22 protein-coding genes are annotated in these 26404 nt (G+C 37.4%); 1 reads left to right on the top strand and 21 read right to left on the bottom strand.

Annotation, left to right across the window (positions count from 1 at the left end):
* Nucleotide 1: 1 nt before the first annotated feature.
* Nucleotides 2-883, bottom strand: a complete 882-nt coding sequence (locus MHH85_RS03335) for a helix-turn-helix transcriptional regulator (protein ID WP_340705938.1) — start codon at nucleotides 881-883, stop codon at nucleotides 2-4.
* Between the two features lie 118 nt (nucleotides 884-1001).
* On the opposite strand from MHH85_RS03335, the gene MHH85_RS03330 reads away from it, so the two are divergent.
* A complete protein-coding gene (locus MHH85_RS03330; protein ID WP_340705937.1) occupies nucleotides 1002-2492 on the top strand; it encodes an L-fucose/L-arabinose isomerase family protein in 1491 nt (496 codons plus the stop codon).
* A 130-nt stretch (nucleotides 2493-2622) separates the two neighbouring features.
* On the opposite strand, the gene rhaA is transcribed toward MHH85_RS03330, so the two are convergent.
* From rhaA to MHH85_RS03235, 20 genes are all read right to left on the bottom strand, one after another.
* Nucleotides 2623-3900 carry an L-rhamnose isomerase gene (gene rhaA, locus MHH85_RS03325; RefSeq protein WP_340705936.1) on the bottom strand — a complete coding sequence of 426 codons (1278 nt, stop codon included), beginning with the start codon at nucleotides 3898-3900 and terminating at the stop codon, nucleotides 2623-2625.
* A 26-nt stretch (nucleotides 3901-3926) separates the two neighbouring features.
* Nucleotides 3927-4241 (bottom strand): L-rhamnose mutarotase, encoded by a 315-nt coding sequence (gene rhaM / locus MHH85_RS03320; RefSeq protein WP_193740627.1) that lies wholly within the window; start codon nucleotides 4239-4241, stop codon nucleotides 3927-3929.
* A 5-nt stretch (nucleotides 4242-4246) separates the two neighbouring features.
* Complete coding sequence (gene rhaB, locus MHH85_RS03315) at nucleotides 4247-5698, bottom strand: rhamnulokinase (protein ID WP_340705935.1); 1452 nt, start codon at nucleotides 5696-5698, stop codon at nucleotides 4247-4249.
* Nucleotides 5699-5887: 189 nt separating this feature from the next.
* On the bottom strand, nucleotides 5888-6943 hold the full coding sequence (gene rhaS, locus MHH85_RS03310) for a rhamnose ABC transporter substrate-binding protein (RefSeq protein WP_193740629.1): 1056 nt from the start codon (nucleotides 6941-6943) through the stop codon (nucleotides 5888-5890).
* Nucleotides 6944-6989: 46 nt separating this feature from the next.
* Complete coding sequence (locus tag MHH85_RS03305) at nucleotides 6990-7991, bottom strand: ABC transporter permease (RefSeq protein WP_340705934.1); 1002 nt, start codon at nucleotides 7989-7991, stop codon at nucleotides 6990-6992.
* 3 nt (nucleotides 7992-7994) lie between these two features.
* The gene (locus MHH85_RS03300) at nucleotides 7995-9029 is read right to left on the bottom strand and encodes an ABC transporter permease (RefSeq protein WP_340705933.1); all 1035 of its coding nucleotides are present in this window, start codon (nucleotides 9027-9029) and stop codon (nucleotides 7995-7997) included.
* The gene (locus MHH85_RS03295) at nucleotides 9014-10540 is read right to left on the bottom strand and encodes a sugar ABC transporter ATP-binding protein (RefSeq protein ID WP_340705932.1); all 1527 of its coding nucleotides are present in this window, start codon (nucleotides 10538-10540) and stop codon (nucleotides 9014-9016) included. The genes MHH85_RS03300 and MHH85_RS03295 overlap by 16 nt, the downstream gene beginning before the upstream one ends.
* Before the next feature lie 240 nt (nucleotides 10541-10780).
* A complete protein-coding gene (pepF, locus tag MHH85_RS03290; RefSeq protein ID WP_427773500.1) occupies nucleotides 10781-12580 on the bottom strand; it encodes an oligoendopeptidase F in 1800 nt (599 codons plus the stop codon).
* Between the two features lie 217 nt (nucleotides 12581-12797).
* Entirely contained in the window at nucleotides 12798-13571 is a 774-nt protein-coding gene (locus MHH85_RS03285; RefSeq protein ID WP_340705931.1) for an enoyl-CoA hydratase/isomerase family protein, read from the bottom strand.
* A gap of 18 nt (nucleotides 13572-13589) precedes the next feature.
* Nucleotides 13590-15131 (bottom strand): AMP-binding protein, encoded by a 1542-nt coding sequence (locus MHH85_RS03280; RefSeq protein WP_340705930.1) that lies wholly within the window; start codon nucleotides 15129-15131, stop codon nucleotides 13590-13592.
* Nucleotides 15132-15312: 181 nt separating this feature from the next.
* Nucleotides 15313-16857, bottom strand: a complete 1545-nt coding sequence (locus tag MHH85_RS03275; protein WP_340705929.1) for a class I adenylate-forming enzyme family protein — start codon at nucleotides 16855-16857, stop codon at nucleotides 15313-15315.
* A gap of 23 nt (nucleotides 16858-16880) precedes the next feature.
* Nucleotides 16881-18347: a sodium:solute symporter family transporter gene (locus tag MHH85_RS03270; protein ID WP_340705928.1), complete on the bottom strand. Its 1467-nt coding sequence runs from the start codon at nucleotides 18345-18347 to the stop codon at nucleotides 16881-16883.
* A gap of 48 nt (nucleotides 18348-18395) precedes the next feature.
* Nucleotides 18396-18776, bottom strand: coding sequence for a hypothetical protein (locus MHH85_RS03265; protein WP_340705927.1), 381 nt, complete (start codon nucleotides 18774-18776; stop codon nucleotides 18396-18398).
* A gap of 40 nt (nucleotides 18777-18816) precedes the next feature.
* A complete protein-coding gene (locus tag MHH85_RS03260) occupies nucleotides 18817-20151 on the bottom strand; it encodes an acetyl-CoA carboxylase biotin carboxylase subunit (protein ID WP_340705926.1) in 1335 nt (444 codons plus the stop codon).
* 90 nt (nucleotides 20152-20241) lie between these two features.
* Nucleotides 20242-21639, bottom strand: a complete 1398-nt coding sequence (locus MHH85_RS03255; RefSeq protein ID WP_340705925.1) for a class I adenylate-forming enzyme family protein — start codon at nucleotides 21637-21639, stop codon at nucleotides 20242-20244.
* Nucleotides 21581-21802 (bottom strand): AMP-binding protein, encoded by a 222-nt coding sequence (locus MHH85_RS22235; RefSeq protein ID WP_445684101.1) that lies wholly within the window; start codon nucleotides 21800-21802, stop codon nucleotides 21581-21583. Before MHH85_RS22235 ends, MHH85_RS03255 begins: the two co-directional genes overlap by 59 nt.
* Before the next feature lie 213 nt (nucleotides 21803-22015).
* Complete coding sequence (locus MHH85_RS03250; RefSeq protein WP_340705924.1) at nucleotides 22016-22798, bottom strand: DUF169 domain-containing protein; 783 nt, start codon at nucleotides 22796-22798, stop codon at nucleotides 22016-22018.
* Between the two features lie 24 nt (nucleotides 22799-22822).
* Entirely contained in the window at nucleotides 22823-23260 is a 438-nt protein-coding gene (locus MHH85_RS03245) for a MaoC/PaaZ C-terminal domain-containing protein (protein ID WP_193740641.1), read from the bottom strand.
* Nucleotides 23261-23273: 13 nt separating this feature from the next.
* Entirely contained in the window at nucleotides 23274-24809 is a 1536-nt protein-coding gene (locus tag MHH85_RS03240; RefSeq protein ID WP_340705923.1) for an acyl-CoA synthetase, read from the bottom strand.
* 26 nt (nucleotides 24810-24835) lie between these two features.
* Nucleotides 24836-26398, bottom strand: coding sequence for a class I adenylate-forming enzyme family protein (locus MHH85_RS03235; protein WP_340705922.1), 1563 nt, complete (start codon nucleotides 26396-26398; stop codon nucleotides 24836-24838).
* Nucleotides 26399-26404: the final 6 nt, after the last annotated feature.

The following is a 26404-nucleotide window of genomic DNA, read 5'->3' as shown; positions in this document are numbered from 1 at the left end:
CCTACTCTTCAAATAGATTAAAAGACCAAATCTTCCGATAATTTAAAGGGGTAATACCCTCGCGTTTTTTAAATAACTCTATAAAATGACTAACATCCTCTATCCCTACATCTCGAGCAATTTGAGAAATAGCGTCATTGCCAATTCTTAATTTATATTTCGCGGCTTTCATTCGTTGGACGATTAAAAACTCATTTGGTGATAGACCTACATATTTTTTAAACTGTTTAGCCATTTGATACTTGTTTACAGCTACACGCCTTGCCAGTTGGTCAAGCGTCCATTTTCGTTCAAAGTCTGTCGTTAAAATATCCTGTAGTTCAATCACATATGTTGGCATCGCTTCTTTATTCTCAGGCTGATACAGCGAAAGTTTCAATTGTTCTCCCAAAATATGCTGAATTCGTTGTGATATTTCGACTTCATAATAAAACTGATGTTGGTTTAATAGTGGCTTTATTGACCACATTATCTGTTCAAAGAAATCTAGTGACTTAACCTTTACAACTAGACCGTCAGACTCTTTTAGTAGATTGAAATAAGAAGCAACAGCTGCTCCATTTACATGCATCCAAAGGAAATTCCATGTCCCTTTAGCTGCTGTCCAATATTTTTGATACTCTCGACAATGTATTAAAAACAAGCTTCCTTTATGTAATGTATATGTATTTTCCTTGTATTGCAGGAAACCCTCCCCTTCTATAGTTAATACTATTAAATATAAATCAAGCCCACTTCTCTCTGTGAAATAAGGCGCATATGTTTTAAAATAGCCAAACTCATGTAGTGTGTTTAAATGCTCTTTCGCTTTAATAGAAGGACTATCAGTAATCCAAATAGAATCCTCAGACCAATTGTCCGTATATTGCTGCCACAATTTCATGCCGCTCCCCCGCTCGTCAAGATAATCATATAAAAAGCCAATATACTCTAATGCATCTAGTTTTGGATATTAGTATGATTTTCAATAATCATACAGTTTTTACAAGGAGGAAACAAATATGAAACGTGTTCAATATAAGAAACCACGAATCGGCCTATATTCTACTGGATTGGAGGCTTATTGGGCTCAATTCCCTGGCTTACGCGAACGATTACTTACTTATAATCGCTTTATCGAAATCAATTTAGCCAAATCTTGTGATGTATCAAATTTCGGTCTAGTTGATACTGTTCTAAAAGCCCGTAAAGCAGGTGATTGGTTTACTGAACAACAAGTAGATATTATTTTTGTTCACGCTGCAACGTATGCGACAAGCGCTACAGTATTACCTGTTCACCAAAATTGCTCAGCAAAAGTAATATTATTGAATTTACAACCAAGTCCACAGCTCAATTATGATGAAACGAATACAGCTGAGTGGCTCGCAAACTGCGGCGCATGTCCCGTACCTGAATTCGCTAATGCCCTGCATCGGGCGAATATTTCATATAATGTAATTAATGGTTTACTAGGACTTTCGGAAACACCAGTCTGCACAAAATCTGACGAAAATACCTCACACATGCCCGAAGCTGAAAAAGCATGGAAAACTATTAATGAATGGGTACAAGCAGCAAGAATTAAGCGTAATTTACAGCAGGCTACTTTTGGTTTTTTAGGTAACACATATAGTGGAATGCTTGACCTTTATAGTGATTTCACGATGCTCCAAGCACAAACAGGTATTCATATTGAAGTACTTGAAATGTGTGATTTACAAGCTTTACAAGAATATGTGACAACTTCTGATGTTGCTGAAATCGAGCAAATCACACAAGATATGTTTAACATTGCAGAAGATTCTCCTTCTGAAAAACTCGCTAAAAAGCCAAGTAAAGAACAACTTGCACAAGCCTATAGCGTAGCTGCCACACAACAAAAATTGGTGGAAGAGCGTGGACTTGATGCTCTTGCTTACTATTATCATGGAGCTCCCGGAAATGCCTATGAACAGCTGCAAAGCGACTTTATTTTAGGCCACTCTCTATTAACAGCTAACGGTATTTCTTGCGCGGGTGAAGGTGATTTAAAAACTGCTGTTGCCATGAAAGTATGCGATACAATTGGTGTTGGAGGTAGTTTTTGTGAAATTGTTGTAACAGATTATAAAGAAGGCACAATCCTTTTTGGACATGATGGACCTTTCCACATCGACATAGCTGAAGGGAAACCTGCGCTTCGTGGAATGGGCGTTTATCATGGGAAGCAAGGGAGTGGCATTTCTGTAGAGGCTAAAGTGAAAACCGGGCCAATCACTTTACTTTATTTAACGCAAACTGTAGAAGGCCGCTTAAAATGGATCATTAGTGAAGCAAGATCTACAGATGGTCGAATTATGACCATAGGGAACACGCAAACACCGGTTAAATTTTCTCTACATCCGGATGAATATTTTGATGCTCTCTTTAAAGAAGCACCTACACATCATTGTGCAATGGCAATAGGGCATAATGCTGGTGTATTCACGAAAATGGCACAGCTGATGGGGACTGAATTTAATGTCATATAGTTAATTAAATGGAGCTGTCTCACCAGTTGGTTTTAATCCTGAGAGACAGCTTGCTATTTGTTAATAACGCCAGAAAAAGCAACTAGTCGAAAGCAACTAGTTGCCTTGCATTCATAAAAATATATAGTACTTAATCTACTGTTAAAACTTCTGAAGTGCGTTTGAATAATTCCTCACGCTCATATTTTTCAACTTCTGCAAGCCATTTTTCACCAACTGGTACATTCATCTTCACACAATATCGATCCCATACTGCACCAAATGGATATGTTTTAAATTCTTCTAATAATGCTAATCGAGCGGTATAATTCCCCTCTTCTTGATAACGTTTCAATAAATCATGCGGCATTAATAATGCATATAGTAGCGCCTTTATCATATTTCGTGTTCCAATTGTCCAAGCAGCAACTCGGTTAATACTCGCATCAAAGAAATCTAATCCAATAGCAACTTTATCGAGTGCATCATTACGTACAATTTCAATTGCTATTTCTTTTAGTTCATCATCTAAAATAACGACGTGATCACTATCCCATCGAACAGGTCTTGATACATGCAATGCTAATTTGTCTGAAAATAGAAGCATGGACGAAATTTTATTGGATACTGTTTCGGTTGGATGATAGTGTCCAGTATCCATCAGATAAGTCTTTTTATTTGTTAATGCATAGCCCATATAAAATTCATGCGATCCAACTACATAAGATTCTGAGCCAATCCCAAACACTTTACTTTCCACTGCATCAATTAAATATTTTTCGCTTATCTCCTCCGCATAAATAGCATCTAATGATTCCTTTAGACGTTTTCTAGGCGTCAGCCGGTCTGCTGGGATATCTTTGTAACCGTCTGGAATCCATATATTCATCAAGGAAGGCGTTCCTAAAGCTTTACCGAAATACTCCGCTATTTTGCGGCACTTCATACAATGTTCAATCCAGAATTCACGAACTGTTGCATCTGGGCTTGCTAATGTTAAGCCATCTTCCGCTTTCGGGTGTGAGAATAGCGTAGGATTAAAATCTAGACCAATTCGCTGCTTTTTAGCCCACTCTACCCAATTTTTGAAATGCACTGGTTCTAGTTCATCACGGTCGACAACCTGCCCATTCGTTTCTGCATAAAGGGCATGTAAATTCACACGATGGCGACCTGGAATTAAAGACATAGCCATCTCTAAATCTGCGCGTAATTCCTCTGGCGTACGCGCCTTTCCAGGATAATTCCCTGTGACATCAATACCACCTGATAACTCACTTTTATTCACTTCAAAGCCACCGATATCATCACCTTGCCAGCAATGAATCGAGACAGGAATAGTTTGTAATATTTCTAGTGCAGCATCCGTATCAACATCCCATTTACCGTAAGCTTCTTTTGCTAAAGCATAACTCTGTTCAACAGTCATTAAAATACCTCCCTATGAAAATGGATTTATGCTAAATAAAATACAGACTTTAAATCTACCGCTACTGGACTTAGGTCTTCATTTGTTTCCATTAAAGGCTCCATATAGGTCCACCACTTTTGGCAAATCTTCGTGTCAGCCATAGTAGCCCACTTCTCTTCACTCTCAATTTCAACATAAGCAAATAAAAGTCCCGTTTCTTCATCTAAAAAAATGGAATAATTCTGTGCACCGTGTGCTTTCAATTCCATCTTCAAGTCATCCCACAGCTCATCATGTCTCTTTTTATATTCCTCATAACAATCTTTATAGAGAAACATTTTCGACGCCTTACGAATCATACACGTCATCTCTCCTTTGTAGTTACCGCAGTAAAGTTGTTGATAATATCTTTTGCATCTACTGCTTGTGGCTCAAACTTTTGAATTGTAAAAGATGCTCGAACTAGCTCTCTTCCCTCTGCTATTGAGTTCAAGGTCCCTTGTGCAATCATTTGAATGAGTAAATTACCAATAGCTGTCGCCTCAGATGGTCCTGCATAAATAGTTACACCACTTAAGTTAGCGGTCATTTGATTGAGTAAATCATTTTTGGAGCCACCACCAACAATATGTAGCTTGTCGATTCGTTCATGTGTAATTGCCTTTAAATGGTCCATTTCGATAGCATAAATAATCGATAAATTAGAAAATACACATACAGCTAGTTCACCAATCGTATGTGGAATTGGTTGCTCTGTTTCCTGACAATACAGCTTAATTTCCTTGATCATATTAAGCGGGTTTAAAAAACGCTCTTCATTAAAATTAATATATTGTAAGTACGGAGATACTTTGGTCGCTTCCTTAATAACTTGTTCAACAGAATATTGCCCTGGGTAATTCCGTATGATTTCCTGCAAAACCCACATGCCCATAATATTTTTCAAAAAACGATACGTATTAGAAACACCCCACTCATTCGTATAGTTATCTTGATAAGCTTGTAAATTTATAATTGGTTCCTTTTTTTCTACACCTAGTAATGACCAAGTACCGCTACTCAAGTAGGCCCATTGTTCTTTTTCTCCAGGTGTCCCTGCAATAGCAGAAGCCGTATCATGTGAAGCTACAGCAACAAACTTACACTCCGGTAGATCATACGTAGGAAATTGATCTTGCTGTAATTCCCCAATCACTTGCCCCGGCTCAATAAAAGGTGCAAATTGTAATTTTTCTAATCCTATAATCTTTAATAAATTTTCATCAAAATCACGACTTTCTGGACTTAGCAGCTGCATTGTTGATGCATTCGTCATCTCAAGAGCCGCTACACCTGTCAGCCTATACGCTAAATAATCTGGTATTAATAGAACATATTTTGTTTGTTGCAGTAATTTCTGATCCTCTTCATATAGTTGATAAAATGTATTAAAGTGCTGTAGCTGAATACCCGTTTTCAAATAAATATCCTCTAGAGCTAAATGGGACTCTATTTTCTGCATCGTATTGGCTGTACGGCGGTCTCTATAACAATACGCCTCTTGCAAACGATCACCGTCCTCGCCTACTAGCACATAATCCACAGCCCATGTATCTATCCCCACTGTCACATTATGAAAGCCACGTTTTTTCACCTTCTCAAGCCCCACTAATATTTCCTGCAGTAAATGGTCCACATTCCATAAAGACCGACCATCTACTTCTTTAAAACCATTCGAGAAGCGGTGAATTTCTTCTATTTGTAACTGGCCATTTTGTAAAGTCCCAACAACAAAACGCCCACTTGAAGCACCAATATCAATCGCAATTTGTGTCATGACCTTCACTCCCATTTCCAAAAGGTGTTATCGCGTAAAGGCTGCTGGTACTCCGCTATCGACGCGGTACACCAACTCTTCTAATCCTCTTGCACCCATGTATTGTGTATCATGTTATTACCTCCTGCTATGTCTTTTCATTGAAGAAAAATATCCTCAGTCTACTTCAGGACTGAGGACAATTTCTGATTAGTAAACTTCTTTCCACTCTTCAATATTGCTCTTCTCAAATTTGAATGGTTCGCCTAACATAATTTGAGTACCATCGCCGTCCTCAACAACTTCTTTTGCACCTGTACGACCTGCTTCAAATTTATCTCCGACTTTCCCTTCAATATCCCCTTTAATTAAAGCTGAAGCTGTATAACCGGCAGCATAGCCTACATCAATTGGATTCCATAGATACATCCAAGGACAAACGCCACTTTCAATATAGCTTGCCATCTCACTTGGCAATCCTAAGCCTGTTAACATCACTTTTCCTTTTAAGCCTTTATCCGTTAAAACTTTGCCTGCTGCTGCAATACCAACAGTAGTTGGTGCAATAATTCCTTTAAGTTTTGGATACGTTTTTAACAATGCTTCTGTTTCTGAAACACTTTTATCACGTAAGTCGTCACCATATGCCACTTTTACTAACTCAATATCTTTGTACTCATCTTTTTCAAGCTCTTTTTGCATGTATTCAATCCATAAATTTTGGTTTGTTGCTTGAGAAGTTGCACTTAAAATAGCAATTTGACCTTTGCCACCAATCATTTCCGAAATTGCTTCAATTTGTACACGTCCAATTGCTTCTGGATCCGCTTGGTTGACATGTGTAATACGACTCTTAGCATTAACTGCTGAGTCAACTGAAATAACTTTAATTCCTGCATCCATTGCTTTTGTTAGAGCTGGTTGCAATGCATCTGGGTCATTTCCTGTAATCGTAATAGAATCTACTTTTTGAGTAATAAGTTGCTCAATAATTTGAATTTGCGCTTCTGCTGTAGGCTGATCTGGTGCACGTAAAATAGCCTCGCCATCTAACTCCTTAATCGCCTCTTCAAAACCGTCCATCATTTTCTCGCCGTAAGGATTTCCTGTATTTTTAAAAATAAATGCATATTTCTTTTGACCACCGTCATCTTCTTTTTCCTTGCTTGGCTTCTGACTATCTCCTGAACTACTCCCTTGGCTACATGCAGCTAAAACACCAAGTAGCAGTACCGATGTCACGATTAACATGAACAACTTCTTCATAAGAGCACCCCTTTAAATTTTTGTATGTGATAAAACATGATTCCCTTTATTTACGCATTTCTTTGACCTTTGGCACTATAACTGCGAATAATAATAATGCCCCAATAATAATCATTAAAGTTTGAGAAGGGATATTGATTAATCCAAGTCCATATTGTAAATAACCAATGATAAAGATGGCAATAACTGTCCCGATTAATCTCCCTTTTCCTCCAGCCGTACTAATACCACCAAGTGCGGCCATCGCTATAACATCGAGCTCATAGCCATTTGCAATATTTGGCCGAGTACTGCCCATTCGTGATGCTAAGAAAACCGCTGTTAGTGCGGCCATCACCCCCGCTAATGTATAAACAATTAACTTTGTACGATTGACATTTACACCTGAAAATTTGCTAGCTACATCATTATGACCAATCGCAAATACTCTACGGCCAAAAGACGTTTTATGGAGTAATAAACCGAACAGGACAGCAATAATTACAAATACGATTAAGATAAATGGAACTCCGAATATATAACCCCATCCAAAGAAGCCAAACCATTCAGGAAAATTTCCGGATGCCTGATCTTCCAAAATAATATAGGCAATTCCTCGATATAAAATCATTGTCGCTAGCGTAACAATAACTGCTGACAACTCAGGGAATTTCGTTATTAATAATCCGTTCAACAATCCGCATAGGGTACCAACCAAAAGACAAATGATAACTGCTACTTCCATCGGCATTCCGAGCACATTATAAGCAGTTGCCATCACGACAGAAGACAAAGCCACCGTCGATCCGACCGAAATATCAATCTCCCGCATAATCATAATGAAAGCCATTGGAAACACGATGAAGGACTTATCTAAAAAGATCATCGTCGCATCTCTTAAACTCGTTACATTTAAAAAGTAGGGTGATAGCAATGTATTCAGTGCCATTACACCTATTAAAATTAATACAAGTAACCATTCCCACTGTAGAAAAAATTGCTTCGTCGAAAAGGGCTTATGTGCCTCAAGTTTTCTATGAACATAGGTTTCTTCCAATTTAGACGCCATAAATTACACCCTCCTCTTCAACAAATTATTCCGCTCTACACCGCGTTTCACCATAACATTAAGTAAAACGGCTGCTAAAATAATCGAACCTTCTATGCCTTTTTGCCAAAATGGAGATACATTCAAAAGTGGCAATGCATTATTTAAAATACCGATTAAAAATGCGCCTAAAATGACTCCACTTAATTTCCCTGCTCCCCCAGCAATACTGACACCACCTAAAATACAAGCCGCTATTACACTTAGCTCATAGCCAGTAGCTGTATCGCCTTGTGCAGAAGCAAATTTTGACACCCAAAGGACACCACTTAGGCCCGATAATCCGCCCATTAATGTATAAACGATAATGAAGACTTTCTTCTCACTAATCCCAGTAACCTTAGCTGATTCAGGATTACTACCGACCGCATAAATTTGTCTACCTGTACGTGTGTGTCCTATAAAGTAAATCGCAAATGCATAGACAATTAATGCAACAATGATTAACGTATTAACACCTAACAACTTGCTCGTCGCAATACCAACAAAACTTTCGGGCATTTGATAAGAGCTAATCCACTTACCATCGCTCACCATATACGTAAGCCCTCTGAATATATTCATCATTGCCAAAGTCGCAATAATCGGTAACACGCCTAAATAGGACACTAATCCACCTATTACAAGCCCACAAACAATACCTATGCCAATTCCCATTAAAATAGCTACTATTGGAGATGTACCTGGATGATTACTCACAAACTGTGCCACAATCATGCCTGACAAAGCTAAAGTGGCACCTATGGAAAGATCAATTCCTCTTGTTACAAGAACTAGCATCATACCAACTGCGAGAATTGATAATATCGCTGTATTCGTTGCCATATCACTAATATTCTCTAACGTTAAAAAACTACTATTTCGAAGCTGTACAGCAATTACTAAAATAACAATGAAAACAAGAAGTCCAATTTCTCGGAATTGCCCTATCTTTGCTAACTTCGATTCTTTTTTCTCTGTATTAGTTGGCAATGTCTCATCCATCATACTGGTAGACAAATTGTTTCACCTCCTTGTGGCATCTCACCCATTGCCGCAGCAAGAATTGATTCTTGTGATATTTCATGGGGGTCCATTATCTTCACCATACGTCCTTCTCGCATTACGGCTACACGATCACTTAGACCAATTACTTCAGGCATTTCAGAAGAAACTAATATTACGCCATAACCTTGATGGGCCAACTCGTTAATAATTTCGTATATAGCTGATTTCGCACCAATATCTACACCCTTTGTTGGCTCATCTAAAATGATAATATCTAAATCTGTCATTAATAATTTTGCTACTGATACTTTCTGCTGATTACCACCAGATAGGGAACTGACAAGATCAAATACGCTTTGTGCTTTCACATTTAGTTTCTCTGCTAGCTCTTTTGCTTTAAGTGATTCAGTTTTTTCATGAAGCCATCCACCTTTAGTAAAGCTCTCCAATGTTGGTAATGTAATATTTCTACCAATGCCCCAAGGAAGAATGAGACCTTGCTTCTGGCGGTCCTCTGGTAAGTAACCAATTCCTTGCTTCATCGCGTCTTTTGGATTTTTAAACTTTATTTCCTTACCATGTAGATAAATGAAACCGCTATCATATTTTTCGATACCAAATAATGTTTCACACAATTCTGTTCTTCCTGCACCAACTAAGCCTGTTAAACCAAGTATTTCACCTTTCCGTAACGTAAAGGAAACGTCTGCAAAATAGCCAACCTTCCCTAAACTTTCTACACGAAAGATTTCCTCGCCAATGCCATGTGTTTTACTTGGAAATACTTGATTGATTTCGCGTCCCACCATAGCGACAATTAAGTTGTCATTCGAAATATCATTTACCGCCCAAGATCCAATGTAATTTGCATCACGCAATACGGTTACCTGTGATGCCAATCGATACATATCTTCAAAACGATGCGAAATGAAAATGATAGCTGTTCCTCTGTCACGTAAATCTTCAGCAATACGGTATAACTCTTCACTCTCGCGTGCCGTCAATGCCGCTGTCGGTTCATCCATAATGATGATTCTTGCATTCGTCGATATTGCCTTCGCAATCTCAACAATTTGCTGTTGAGCTACACTCAGTGTCCCCATATCTTGCTTCGGATTTATAGAGGAACCTAAAGACTGTAATATTTTCTTAGCTTCTTCGTGCATTTCTTTCCATAGTAAACGCTTAGTAGTTGGACTTACTTTCTCATGCCCCATGAAGATATTTTCTGTAACATTCAAATCTGGATAATTCGTTACGTGTTGATAAATGGCGGCAATTCCTGCTGCCTTTGCCTCATTAGGATTTGCAAAAGAAACTATCTTTCCATCTAGGATCATTTCACCTTCATCTGGTTTATGTACGCCTGTAATTACTTTAATGAAGGTCGATTTCCCTGCACCATTCTCTCCCATCAGAGCATGAATTTGCCCTTTTTCCAACACAAATGAGACATTGTTTAGCGCAGTGACACCAGGGAACTTTTTTGTAATCCCTCTCAATTCCAATACTGTTTCTCCCATAAAATTCACCACCGCCTTCCATTTATTCAATTTTATATTTTCTGAATATTCATTGTAAGGAGTTATCTTTTGGAAAAAGGGGGGTAATCTTCGGATTGTGACATGGAAACGTTACTTATTACTGAAATAGAATTTAATGCCGCTTTCAACTTCTTTTAAAATAATAAACAAAAAAAGAACAGCTACAAGTTAATGTAACTGTTCTCTAATTAAAGACTTTCTATTTCATTTATGACACATCTATTTTTGTTGAAAAAATCCACCGAATTCCTCAACAAGCTCACTAAAGATCTTTAAAGCATTTTCAATTGGTTCTGGTTTTGTGAGATCCACGCCTGTTTTTTTCAATAATTCAAGCGGGTACTCGGAACTACCGCTTTTTAGGAAGTTCAAGTAGTTTTCAAGAGTGCCCTCTTCACCAGATAAGATTCTATCTGCAATATCGATTGCAGATGCATATCCTGTCGCATATTTGTATACATAGAAAGGACGATAGAAATGTGGAATACGTGACCAACCGTACTTCACCTCTTCTTCAAAAACAAGATCCTCGCCATTGTATTCACGGAAAATCTTTTCATAAACGGTACTGAAAGCTTCAGCATTTAATGGTTCATCATTTTCAGCTTTCTCATGGGTGATTTTTTCGAATTCACCAAACATGACCTGTGTGAAAAACGTACCTTTAAAACTATCAATAAAATGATTTAAAAGGTATTTCTTCTTATTTTCATCGGTAGTTGTTTTTAATAGGTAGCGAATCAATAGAATTTCATTAACAGTTGAAGCAACCTCTGCAACGAAAATAGAGTATCCCGCACTGATTTGTGGTTGATATTTTGAACTATAATAAGAATGCATCGCATGCCCAGATTCATGAGCAAGCGTGAATAAGCTATTTAAATCATCTCGATGATTGAGAAGAACAAATGGGTGTACACTGTATAAACCCATATTATAAGCTCCCGAACGTTTTCCAGGTGTTTCCCTTACATCGTAATAGCGATTTTTCTTGAAATCAGCAAGAGTAGATACATAATCGTCACCAAGAGGCTTAAGTGCTTCTAGCATAATTGAAAATGCTTCATCATAGGAAATTTCCTCTTTCGCCTCTTGAACGAGCGGTACGCTTAAATCATAAGCACGCAGCTCATCGACACCTAAAATTTGTTTACGTAGTTTTACATAGTCATACATTGGCTGAATGTTTGCTTTTGTAGCTGCAATTAGATTCTCATAAACTTCGATCGGTACTTCATCTGAGAACAACGACTTCTCAAGGGCTGATGGATAATTCCTTGTTTTGGCTAGTGTCACATTGTTTTTAATAGCTGATGATAATGTACTGGCAATCGTATTTTGCATTTGCACATATGGCTGATAATACGCTTTATATGCTTCTTTTCGTTTATCGCGATTTGAGTCTTCCATCAATTTGCTGTACATTCCACGGGTAAGTTCAACACTCTGTCCCTCATCGTTTGTAACGGTACCAAACTTGATATCGGCATTATTAATCATACCAAACGTCTTTTGCGGGGAAGAAAGCGCTTCTCCAAGCTGAGATAAAATCGCTTCTTGATCTTTATTCAGTACATGTGCCTTATATCGATATGACTCTAATAAATCATCTTCGAAATAGCGTAGCCCCTCAACCTCTTGTATGTAGGATTTCAGTTTATCTTCCTCAAGACTTAATAAAAACGGCATAAAAAATGAAGTGGCACTACTTATTTTTTGCCCTAATTGACTACAGCGATCCACCAAAGCTTGTGATGTTGGTACTCTTGTGTCTAAGTCTAATTGAAGCATTGCATATGCATATAACTTCCTATACTTAGAGCCAAGCACCTCACTTAAAGTTAAATAATCGTAAAGTGACTGCGCATTATTGATGTTCCCATCAAATTGCTTTAATTTTTCTGTATCTTTCAGAACTGATTGAAAATCTTGCTCCCATTCCTCCATATTCGGGTAAATATGTTGGAGATCCCATGTTTCTTCAACCTTCACATCTGCTCTTGATTGATATTGTGTCATTTTCAGTCCCCCTATTTGAGTATTATCTCCATTATATATAAAACACACCAGATGGTATAACTTGAAGATTCTTTCATTTAATTCTTACTTATAATACCCAGCTAGTAAAATAAAAGACGAACAAAAAATGCTTCAGATGGTTATTTCTGAAACATTTTTCCGTAGTAATATACTTCTACGTTTATAGCCTTCAAGGTTGAAGAGGTAGATTTTATTATCATGACCCTTTAAATTGGGGTTCCCTTTTTTCAGCGAATGCCGTAACGCCTTCTTTAGCATCAGAACTTTCGAAAACTGCTTTGGCATAAGAGGCTTCTTTTTCGAATGCTTCTTCTATAGGTAAATTCAACAACTGAATTACTGCCTTTTTTGTGTTTTGAATTGCTAGAGGGCCGTTCTGACATATAATATCAGCATATCTTTCCACTTCATTCATTAATTCTTCTTTTGGAACCACTTTATTTATAAGACCGATTTTTTCAGCTTTCTCCGCTGTTAGTTGTTCACCTGTTAATAAAATTTCCATAGCTTGGCAATAAGGGATTTGTCTAGCTAAGCGTACGAGTGAACCTGCAGCTGCCATAATCGACCATTTTGGTTCAGGTAAACCAAATATTGCATTGTCACTAGCAATACGAATATCTGTCGCCTGTAAAATTTCAGTACCACCAGCTAAACAATAACCGTTAACGGCAGCAATGATGGGCTTCCAGATTGGCACATTTTTTAAAACAGCTTCGTTTAATAGCTGGAAATCGAGTTTCCCTTCAGATACAAGAGGAATAGTCTTTTTTAAGTCTGCACCAGAGCAAAAAGCTTTATCACCCGCGCCTGTTAAAATTATGACTCGAATATCTTCGTCTGCCTGAGCCTCTTTAAAGTATTCTGCAAGTAATTGAAATCCCTCTGGTGTCATTGAATTCATCGCTTCAGGTCTGTTAAACGTAATATATGCTTTAGCACCTTTTTTCTCAAATAAGACAGGTTCCACTCTAATTATTCCTCCGCTTCATTCAGTGATTTTATTTCGTCGATCCCATGTATTTAAACGGAAATCATTATTTTCATTTTTCAACAATGACTTCTGAATTTTTTGAGTTGCTGTTTTAGGTAGGCTTTCTCGAAATTCAATGTAACGTGGGATTTTATATTTTGCCATAATAGATTCACACCACTCGATTATTTTTTCTGGTTGTAAATGTAATCCAGGTTTTGTGACAATAAAAACTTTAATTTCTTCACCACAATGGTCATCAAGAATTGGGATAGCAGCTACTTCCATTACATCAGGATGTGTTAATAAGACTTGTTCTATTTCAGCCGAAGATATATTTTCACCATTGCGTCGGATAATATCTTTTTTTCTGTCTAGAAAAAACAAATACCCATCCGCATCCATATATCCTATATCACCTGAATACATCCATCCATTACGATAGGCCTTTTTGGTTTCCTCTGTATTATTCCAGTACCCAAGTGTCAGTGATGGACCAGTAAAAATGATTTCCCCTGACTCGAGCGGCAATTGAGGGCTCCCTGAATCATCCACAATCATGATTTCATGGTTTTCGAATGTTTTTCCACATGAACCAATTTTACGATTACCGACACGGTTAATTGTTCCGGCACCTTCTGTCATGCCGAACAACTCAATCATTTCCAAACCCCATCTGTTTTCATATTCTTCTATCTTTTTGGGGTCTGCCTGTGCACCCACAGCTAATCGAAGCGTATTATGCTTTTCCTCTCTAGACACGGGCAATTTTAATAGTGATGGTAAAATTGAACCTAAATAATAAAAAACGGTTGCTTTAAACTTGTCTACCTCTTGCCAAAACAAGTTTGGTTGAAATCTATCTAAAAGAACTATACTCGAACCTGAAATGAGGGATGCTGTTACTGTTAGTATTTGAGCGTTCATATGAAAGAGCGGTAAGTAGGTTAACAGCAGATCTGTTTCCGTAAACTTCACTGCCTCAACTGTGGACTTTGCCAAATAAAAGTAATATCTATGTGGGCACATGACTCCCTTTGGATTACCTGTAGTTCCTGACGTATACAGAATAGCAGCCAAGTCGTTTTCGTCAGGTATTTCATATACCACACGACCTGTTTTGAACAATAGACTGTCCATAGAAATCCAACCATTTCTAGATACACCCGTAGTAATCGTAAATCGTATGGACTGACATTCTGATACAGCTGGATCTAAGACATCCTTAATAACATCCTCTTCTCCAACTAATCCAACCACTTCACTATCGTTTAATATAAAAGAAACCTCTTTTTTTAATAAAGAAGTGTTGATGGGTACCATAATTGCACCTATTCGATTTAGAGCTAGCCAAGTATATAGAAATTCCGGCTTATTTCGAAGATACAATGCAACTCTGTCACCTTTAGTAACACCAAGTAAGTTAAATGAGAAAGCTAAAGCGTTTACGCGCTCATATAGATTTTGATAGGTTAGAGCCTTGCTGCTCGTATATAAATACTCTTTATTTGGTGTATGATTAGCATGGTAATCTAATAATTGATTTATATGATACACAACTTTTCATCCCCTTTCCCTGTTACCTAAACAAAAAGAATGGAGGATTTCTATTAATACAAATTCCAGAAAAAACAATCCTCCATTACTCTTAAGCTAAACCTTTATATACATCTGGCTAGATTCCATTGAAATTAGCATTAAATAAATTGAAATGAATTTCAGCATACCCATCTGACTTTCAAGTAAATTGTTCTCTCAATTTAAACTTTTGAATTTTTCCAGAAGGTGTTCTCGGAAGCTCATCTACAATTAAAATTTGTTTTGGTTTTTTATAACGAGCAATTTTATCATCTATAAATGCTAGAATTTCTTTTTCGCTTACTACCTCGTCTTGATGTAATACGATGATCGCGCATACTGCCTCAATGTATTTTGGATCAGGAATACCAATTACAGCTACATCACGTATAGCAGTATGCCGAATTAGTACATCCTCAACCTCTACTGCATATACGTTTTCGCCACCGCTACGAATCATATCTTTTTTACGACCAGATATCGTTAAATAGCCATCTTCGTCCAAATATCCTAAATCTCCGGTATGACACCATCCGTTTATAAACGTGCTAGCTGTCTCTTCCGGCTTTCCCCAATATCCCATTGACACTGCTGGACTCTTAATACAAACTTCTCCTACTGTTCCATGACTCAAAACATTTCCTTGATCATTTACAATTTTAATTTCAGTGAACGGCATTGGCTTCCCTACTGAATATCCTTTTAATTTCGCATCTTTTGGATCTAATGACGCAGCAACAGGTGTCCCTTCTGTAAGCCCATAAACTTGAACAAAATCGATATCTGGAAATAGGCTATGTAATTGTTCGATAGCCCATGGTACAACAGGGTCTCCCCCAGAGAAAATCCGCTTCAAGTTTGTAAAATCATAAGTAGATAAATGTTGTACATTCAGCATGTCATATACCATAAAGGGGAAAAGTAAAATATCGGTTACTTTTTCTCCTTCAATAGTAGACAATACTCTTTCAATATCAAATCCCCCACTATTTGTTAATATGACAGTGCCACCCATCAATAAAACGGATAACGAAATATCTTCCATCGCTCCAACATGATAGAGTGGGCCGGTAGACATTGCGACTGATTGTTCGTTAAGTCCCCATTTGAGTATTTGCATGTTGGCAAACCATAGCGTATTTTCATGTGACCATAGAGCACCTTTAGGTCGACCAGTAGTGCCTGAAGTGTACATCAACATGACTGGATCAGATTTATCAATATCTATATCTACTATTTCTGAAGGACTACCATTCTCTAATACTGTCCAACTACTTGCCCACTTTGCAGTTGAAATATTATCGTTTTCAAGGCAAACAAATTCTTTTACTTTTACTGATTTTTTGATAGGTTCAATTTTGTCTGTAAGACTTGAATGAAAACAAAGGATTTTAGTTCCTGAATCATTCAAAATATATTCAAACTCTTCACTTGATAATCTAAAGTTTATTCGAACTGCTATTGCACCTAACTTTGCTACTGCAAAGTACAGAGCAAAATATTCAAGGCAGTTATATAAAAGAATGCCCACCCTGTCCCCTTTTACAATACCCATTTGTCGTAGTGCATGTGCATATTGATTCGAAATCCGATTCAGCTCATCATATGTCCATGTTGCATTGGACTCTAATTTTAATGCTACTTTTTCAGGAGCTATTGTTTGAATTCTATTTTCAACTCTGCTTACTAAATAGCCAACATTCATCTACTAAATCCCCTCCTAATCAATCAGCCTTCCATAGCATCGAGTAATTCTTTATCTAATTTCACATTGGACTTTTGAGTTATTAGCGAAACGATGATAAATACAATAATTGAAACAGAAAATGCCACGGCACCAACGATTACCCCTGGAGGGAGTATGACAATCCCATATTTCGCACAGAGTTCTAATGCGAAATTTAATACCAATCCAACAATTATGCTAGATATCGCACCATATTTAGTCGCCTTTTTCCAAATCAGCCCCAATACTACAGTTGGAAAAATTGCAGACGCGAAAGTTCCCCAGCCAAACACACCTAATAATGCTACCAATGTATCCATATAGAAAGAGAATAGAGTAGAAATAACAAGTAACCCAACAACCGCGATTCTATTCCATAGCAACTCATTTTTTACTTTTATATTAAATGCCTTCGGTATATCTCTTGTTAGGCCTGAAGCTCCTAGAGTAACAAAGCTAGAGCCAGTGGACATTATTGCTGCAAGTAATCCTGCAATTACTAAGCCACCCACCACCGGGCTTGTAAAGTGCGTAATAAATACTGTCAACGCATCGTCCGGCGAGGATAGCTCAGGAAATTTCCCTTTAATATAGAGAGAGCGAGCAGATAAACCAATACCAATAACTAATAAAGTACTAAGTGTATAGGCGAATCCTGCAGTGAATGCTCCCCATTTCAATTGTTTTTGATCCTTTATCATTAAGAACTTTGTAATAAAATGAGGTTGGCCAGCTGCACCTAAACTAAATAAGAAGATCCAGCATGCTATGGAAACCATTGAAAAGGTTCCAAATGGAGAAGCCAACAATGGATCAGAGCTTTGTAAATTCTCAGTAATACTCTGAACACCTCCACCTACATTAAGTGCCATGAAGAAGACAAGAACGGAAACAACAACCATAATGATGCCTTGAAATAGATCTGTGTATACTCCAGCAAGAATTCCTCCACCTACACAGTAGAATCCTAGAATGGCCAGTCCTATCAAGGCACCAACCATTGGAGATACTCCAAATATTGTATGCATAATAATACCCATCGCTTGAACTTGTGTTCCAAGATACCCAATAACTCCGAGGGTAACTGCTAGCCCTATCCATCCCCTTACAGCTTTACTATTAAATCTTCTCTCTACTACATCACCAAGAGTGTATATTTCTCCTAGTTCTCCAATCTTCCACATTCTTTTACCAACCAAAAACCAAGTTAATGCAAAGCCTAAAGGTGCAGCAATTCCAACCCCAGCTAGGAATCCCATTCCACCTGAGAATGTTAACCCTGTCCCTCCTAACATCCCAAAACCACTTTGTATAGAAGAAAATGCAGCAATTGCCATAACGAACATACCTAGGTTTTTACCTGCTATTAAAAAGTCACTAGTCGTTTTGGTCTTTCCAGTAGCCCAGACCCCAATCAAAATACAAATTATTAGATATATAACTGCTATTACAATAATTGTGCTGTCCACTAATCCCACCCCTTATTATTAGTTTAGTTAGTTAGCTCACTAATAAATTTAATTACTTAACTTTTCTACATTGGTAAAAGTCCATGCATAAAGTAAACATATAATATTAGCTAATGGCCAAATCGCAAGGATATACAAAGCCATACTTGGAGTCAGTCCTAATAGATAGGAGCTCCCCCCCGTAGGTGTATTAATCGTCATAATATCTAGCGAAACATATAAAATGATATATAAGACTGAAACGGATACTGGAATCCATATTTTACGTGGATTTTGTTTTATACTTTTCAACAAACCAAATAAAATAGCAATGCCAATTACGATTAAATATGGATATAGAATGAATCGCCACGAACCTGTAATTGCCCCAATAAATGTTATGCTGACAAGAACTAGTAACGTGTATATGAGCTTATCGGAAAAAGACATATTCCAACCCCTCCTCGTACTTTTATAAGAAAACAATTAATTATAAGTGCTTTTCAACAAAATTTATCGTCGTATCACCATTCAAAAACGCTTCATGTTTTATCACATTTTTTAGCATAGGAATATTTGTTTTTATTCCTTCTACAATATATTCATCAAGTGCCTTTTTCATTTCATCAATAGCCTTTTCTCTTGTACTGCCTTTTACAATTAGCTTAGCAATCATAGGATCATAAAAAGGAGTGACTGTTGATAGATTATTTACAGCAAGTTCATGACGGATATTTTCTCCTTCAGGCAGCTCCAAATTAGTAATCTTACCAGGAGACGGGAAAAAAGTTTTAGGATCTTCTGCATAAATCCTCACTTCTATTGCATGACCTACCCTAGTAATATCAGATTGTGTAAATGAAAGTTCTTTACCAAATGCAATATTTAGTTGTTCTTTCACAAGATCTAACCCCGTTATCTCCTCTGTGACGGGATGCTCCACTTGCAATCTTGTGTTCATCTCAAGAAAATAGTAATTCTTTTCTTCATCCACCAAAAATTCAATTGTTCCTGCATTGCTGTATCCGATTGACTTCGCAGCTCTTACAGCCGCTTCTCCCATTTTCGCTCTTGTTTCTTCATCTAAAAATGAAGATGGTGCTTCTTCAAGAACTTTTTGATGACGACGTTGAATCGAACATTCCCTTTCCCACAGATAAACTGTATTTTGCTTATTGTCAGCAAGTACCTGAATTTCAATATGTCTTGGATTTGCTACATACTTTTCAATAAACATTGCTCCGTCTCCAAAGTAGTTTGTTGCCCTCTTTTGGTTACCTTCAAATGCTTTCTCCAATTCCTTTGGCTCTTTTACGATTTGCATACCGATACCTCCGCCACCAGCTGAAGCTTTTAGCATGATCGGATAACCAATTTCCTCAGCTACGGTAATGGCTTCCTCAATGTTTTTCAAAGGATAGTCAATGCCAGGAACAATTGGAATCCCTACTCGATTCATCATTTTTCTTGACTCGATTTTACTACCCATTTTTGCAATTACATCTGATTCTGGTCCGATAAATACTAGTCCAGCTTCTTCACATCGTTTTACAAAACTTGCATTTTCGGAAAGTAGTCCATAACCTGGATGAACCGCTTCGGCTCCTGAAGCTTGAGCAATATCTATGATTCTATCGATATTTAAATAACTTTCATTTACACGCGGAGGACCAATTAAATAAGATTCATCAGCAGCTTTAACATGAAGAGAATCCTCATCTGCTTCTGAATATACTGCTACTGTTTCAATTCCCATTTCCTTACATGTCCGTATGACCCGTGCCGCAATCTCACCACGATTTGCAATCAATACTTTTTTAAACACGAATGACATAACCCCTTTCTAGTTACTTCATATAGTTTTATTTTATGCAAAATACTCAACAAAAATGATAGTTTGTTATTAACCCGGACTTCAATGCGATCGTAAATATGCTTCTCTTAGTTTTGATTTTTGAATTTTCCCAGCTGGTGTCATCGGTACTTCATTTACAAATACTAGTTGCTTCGGCACTTTGTAATCTGCGAGGTGTTCATGGCAATACGCCAACACTTCTGACTCCTTCAATTGTTTCCCCGTTGCTGGAACTATATAAAACCTCCCAACCTCACCATAAAACGGATCAGGGACCCCAATGCCAGCTGCAATAGAAATATCTGGATGAGTCGTTAAAACATTTTCAATTTCAGCTGGAAGCACATTAAATCCACCTTGAATATAAAGTTCTTTTTTTCTTCCTTTAAAGCTGATATAGCCTTCCTTATCAGCAGTTACAAGATCCCCTGTGAATAGCCAACCATCTTCTGAAAAAGTTTCTTTGGTATTTTCTTCATCCCGATAATATCCTTTTGCGACACACTCTCCTTTCACTAACAACTCTCCCATTTCGCCAATCCCTACTTCTTGTCTTTTACCATCCACAACTTTTGATATGAAGTCTCCAATTAAGACACCAAGTGTATTTTGAACTTTTTCAATAGAATCGCTTGCTCTAGATAATATACAAGCCCCTGAACTCTCACTTAATCCGTATAGACTCACCAATTTTGCATTTGGCATAGACGTCGTTATTTTTTGACATAGCGCGGGTTCAACATTCGAACCGCCTATAAAACAAATCTTCAATGAATTCAAATCATACTTTGAAAAACCATGTAGGGAAAATAACATTAGATACATTGTTGGAACCCCACCAAATAAAGTGGCTTTATGCTGCTGTATTGCTGTTAACACATTTTCCGGTCGAAATTCTGGGATTAACACTGCCATTCCCATACTTATCAATGTAACGGTAACTTGACATGTAATGCCCCCAACATGATTAAGTGGCAGACTTTGAATGGTTACATCTTCTTCCGTTATTTGAAAATGATTAACTTGAGCACGAGCTGAAGCTAAAATACTGCGATGAGTAATCATAGCTCCTTTTGGCTTGCCTGTTGTTCCAGAAGTATAAATCATGACTGCAAGATCTTCCGGGCTAACTGCCTTTATATGAGCACTCAATTTATCGTTGACTACTTTTCTTGTTATTAATTCTGAAAAGGATAAACTACCTTCAAACCCCTCACCGATAAAGATATACTTTTCGACAGTTGGGACCTTCGTTTGAAATTCGAAGAAAAATTCAGCAAAATTAAAACCTGGAATTTTATCAATAGATACGATTGCTTTTACTTCAGAATGATTCAACATATATTCCAATTCGGTGTCCCGATAGCGAACACTTAACGCGACTACACCGACACCTATCTTAGCTGCTGCAAAATACGAAATGAGCCATTCCATTTGATTTAAAGCAAGGACCCCCAATATGATCCCCCCTTTCTAATCCCTCCTCTAAAAAAGCCGAGGCCAAACGATCCGTCACTTCATTCAATTGCTTATAGGTTAGACTTTTCGATCCTTCATATAAAAATATGTTATCAGGATATATATTTACTACTTTTTGCAATGCATCATTTATCGTTCCCATCATAAACCTCCCCAATTAGTTATTAGGTCTTTTTATTCGAAAAAACGTATAATATCTACTCATGAAGTCAATAAAAAATAAGGGCTCTTTTAACAATCTTTTAGCCCTTATATTACAAACCCCATCACTTTCATTGACAGCCACAATAGACGATTTTCATATGAGGCTATCTTTTATATTCATTTTTCGCTTTATTCTTCTTAAACTTACACATTATTTTTGTTTGCCATAACTCGCTTCCAGCCCACTACGAGCATCCATTTGAATTCCGTATTGTGGAACGGGGTATCGTAAACCATTTTTACTTAACCTTTCTAATCCTTCTAAAGCTTTTACTAAATCTTTAGGTGCTAGCGCTATTAATAATTCATCGTCTAGTACACCACCATAACGACGTTCTGCAAAACATGGAATTGACAAGCTTGGTTCGCCTGTAGCAAGCGCTCTTCCCCATGAGTCAGCGCAGGAAGATTCCCCAACAACTCCCCACTCCAGCTTTTTATAATTCTTCCATTGTAATCCGTTGATAAAGAGAATCATCTGCCCAGGTGTTGCATAGATCAGACAAATATCCGGAGGGCTCAATCTGTTCGAGACAAGAGGTGATACCGCCATCGCTTCATATTTGCCATATGGATTGAGGGTCATTGCATCTTGATGAGCAGCGGAGTCTTTCTGATTTTCAAACCAAACTCCAGCCATCTCTTTCCCGGCTAACCATTGCTCATCACGGGGATGTAAACCAAGGACAGCACTGCATTGTGGCATAACTAAATCCTTTGCTGTTATTCCTACAGTCCAACCTAATCTTGCTGCTTGTGCTACAACTTGATCTGCAGTGTATACAGCATTCGGTCTTCTAATTTTTGGTATTGCTTCCATTTCCTCTTTTTTCTCAAACATTTTCATGCCAATTGGTACTGTTTTCAATTTCAAATAATTATTGAGTTTGTCAACAATTGAAATCCAATCGTATGTTTCTGTGTCAATTGCCATTTGACCACATCCTTTTTCTCTTTTTCATTCCCCTTTATTGACAAGTACTTTTAACACTCCGGTCGTCACAGGCTCTCCTGTTTGTTTAACAATTTGTTGATTAAATGTAACTACACCCGTACCATTTCCTTTGTCTAGTAAATCCGTTACTTCAAGTTCTACATGAATCGTGTCATTTATAAATGTTGGATGAATAAAACGAAGATTTTCGATTCCGTAAAAAGCAACTATAACGTCTGGATCCATTACCTGAAGTCCAGTTGCGACTGATAAAACAAGCATTCCATGTGCAATCCTTTGTTTAAATGGAGTATTCTTTTCCGCATACTCCTTATCTGTATGAAGTGGGTACCAATCTCCACTAAATGCAGAAAACATTACGATATCCGACTCCGTAATCGTACGACCTCTGGACCTCCATGTTTCATTAACTTCAAAGTGTTCAAATTTTTTATTAAACATTGTTACCAACTCCTTAAATTACAGAATTTTCAGATTTGTTAATGCGTAAAGATGTTTTCAATACCTTTCCTGTTGCATTTCTAGGCAGTTCATCAACAAATTCCATTTGCTTTGGAATTTTAAATTGGGCTAGCTTTCCTTCGCAAAAACCTCGAACATCTAGAAGGCTCATATGTTCATCCTTGTTCTTCAATGCAATAACCGCTTTTACGGACTCTCCCCATTTTTCATCTGGATAACCTACAATAGCTACCTCTTTTATATTTGGATGGCGGAATAATACTTGCTCAACCTCAATAGGATAGACGTTTTCTCCTCCAGTAATTATCATATCTTTCATACGATCTACGATATAAAGAAATCCTTCTTCATCCTGTTTTGCAAGGTCTCCAGTGTAAAACCATCCGTTTCGAATTGCTTCTCTAGTTGCCCTCGGTTTATTCCAATATTCGATAAAGTTATTGGGCCCTTTTACAACTAACTCCCCTACTTGCCCAACCGATACCTCTTTATCATTTATATCTACAATTTTTATTTCAGTATGAATTGGAGGCTTTCCTACAGAACCATTTTTCCTCAGACTATTACGACTATCAAGTACGGCGACTACAGGAGCTGTTTCTGTCAAACCGAAACCTTCGAAGAATGGAATGCCTCTTCTCTGGAAAAATTCAATGATTGTGAGTGGACAAGGGGCCCCACCTGATAAATTAAATTTCAATGAACTTAAATCATATTGATCGAACGTTGGAAATTGGGTAATTGCAAGCCACATTGCTGGCACAAGAAACAATGATGTTATTTTTTCTTGTTCAACGATTTCTAACGTGGATTGCGGATCAAATTTATCCTGCAATACTACCGTACCACCTCTGTACAAAGTGGGTGTTGTAAAGATATTCATCCCACCGATATGAAACAATGGTGCCACTCCTAACGTGATCATATCTTCATCAATCGGTAAGCTGTTGATACAATTAATAGCATTCCATTGTGTATTACCATGTGTTAAGACTGCACCTTTTGGCCTTCCAGTCGTTCCAGATGTATACATCATCATGTGAGCATCTTCAAGACCTACTTCATATTCTGTCTCCTCGTTCTTTGCTTGAATAAGAAGTTGTTCATAATCTAAATCATTTTCAGTATGATCATCTCCAACGCGAATAAAAGAATGTATTTGCGTTGTCCTTGATTTCAGCCCATTCACAATTGCTTCAAGCCGCTCATCATAAATGAAAATAATACCACCTGAATCATGAACTACATATTCCACTTCATCGACACTTAAACGGAAATTAATCGGCACAAAGATTGCCCCTATTTTTGCACAAGCAAACATGGCTTCCATTAATTCATTTCTGTTAAACAACAATGCATTAACTCGATCACCTTTTCTTACGCCAAGATTCACAAGGGAATTTGCCAATCGATTTACTCTGTCATTCAATTTCTTATAAGTAAATCGTTTGTCTTTGTAGATGATTGCAGTCTTATCCGCTCTACAATTACTATGCTTAACAAGCCAAGAACCGATGCCATTTATCATAAATCGTATACCGCTCCTTTCTATTATTACTGCATCAGATTTACATCTATAAATAACCCTTCATACTGTTTACGTAGTTTCTGCTTTTGAATTTTCCCTGTAGTTGTCATCGGGAAATCTTTTACAAACACAACTTTTTTCGGAACTTGAAAACCACCAAGATGCTGTTTACAATAAACAATTATTTCTTCTTCAGTCACATCACTTCCGTCTTTAGGACAAACAAAGGCAGTTACAGCTTCAATCCATCTTTCATGAGGAAGTCCGACGACAACTACATTCTCAATTTTTTCATAGTTTAATAGTGTTTGTTCGATTTTAATTGAAGCTACATTTTCTCCGCCTGTTTTAATCATGTCTTTTTTACGATCAACGAACACCATTTGTCCATCGTCATCCCAATATCCCAAATCACCAGTATGATGCCAACCGAACAAACGCGTTTCTTTTGTTGCCTCATTGTTATCTAAATAACCGTTCATAACATTGGGACCGCGATGTACAATTTCTCCTAATTGTCCCTTTGTTAATATATTGCCATCGTCATCCATCACTGCTGTATCATTTAGAATTGCCGTCGTTCCCCAATAGGAACCGAATCTTTTTAGCTGCTGTTCCGGTTTAAACAACATTGTTGCTGGATACATCTCCGTTTGACCTGTACCAAGCAAAAAATCAGCTTCAAGTTCATTAATACCTTTTTTCAGTGTATTTTGGTCCATTGGTGCCATTGCATAGAGACAGGTCTTTAATGATTTCAAATTATACTTATTGCGATTAGGATGATGGATAATCGCCCTGTACATCATTGGTAGTGCAAATAAAAACGTACCTTTCTCTTTCGTAATCAACTGCATAAAATTCTCTGGTTCAAACTTCTTAACAATTACGACTTTGGCTCCAATTGTTAAGAATGACGTTAAAAAAGTATGCTGAGCACAATGAAACATTGGCATGACTGCTAATAACACTTCGTTTCTCTCTATTCCTATATCTATAATGTTACTTAGACTTGCAAAATACACGCTTAAATGGCTGATGCAAACACCTTTTGGATTGCCTGTTGTACCGCTTGTAAACATAATTTGCGCTACATCACGGTCTTGAATATCGACATTCGGTTCTTGGTGAGATTGTCCAATTAGCGTTTCCGCAAAAGACTTTTCACTTCCTTGACCTTGATTATTGGCAACAAGGAAGTTCTTTATATCCAAATGAGAATGATCGGCTTGCAAAAAATCATAATCAATAATCGTCAGCTTTGCGTCAACTTTATTTAAAATATACTTTTTTTCTGAAATAGAAAGACCCGGATTAACTGGTACCCAAATAAGACCTGCCTTTTGAATACCAAACATGGCTATTGTATGTTCAATGGAATTACCACAAATAGTTGCAATCGCATCCCCTTTTACGTAACCGCTTTCAATTAAATAATTTGCGAAGTAATTGCTAGCATAATCAAACTCTTGATAAGTAAGTTTTTTATCACCTTCCACAAGCGCTGTATCATCTTGATAACGACTTGCTGCTCTACGAATGATATCTCCGATTGCCACACGGTTAACTACTGAAACTTCTTCCAACATCTTCAT

Origin of the sequence: Viridibacillus sp. FSL E2-0187 (assembly GCF_038006425.1) — a bacterium.
Lineage (GTDB): Bacteria > Bacillota > Bacilli > Bacillales_A > Planococcaceae > Viridibacillus > Viridibacillus arvi.
The sequence above is the reverse complement of the archived record's forward strand: the minus strand, read 5'-3'. Positions and strand labels throughout refer to the sequence as shown.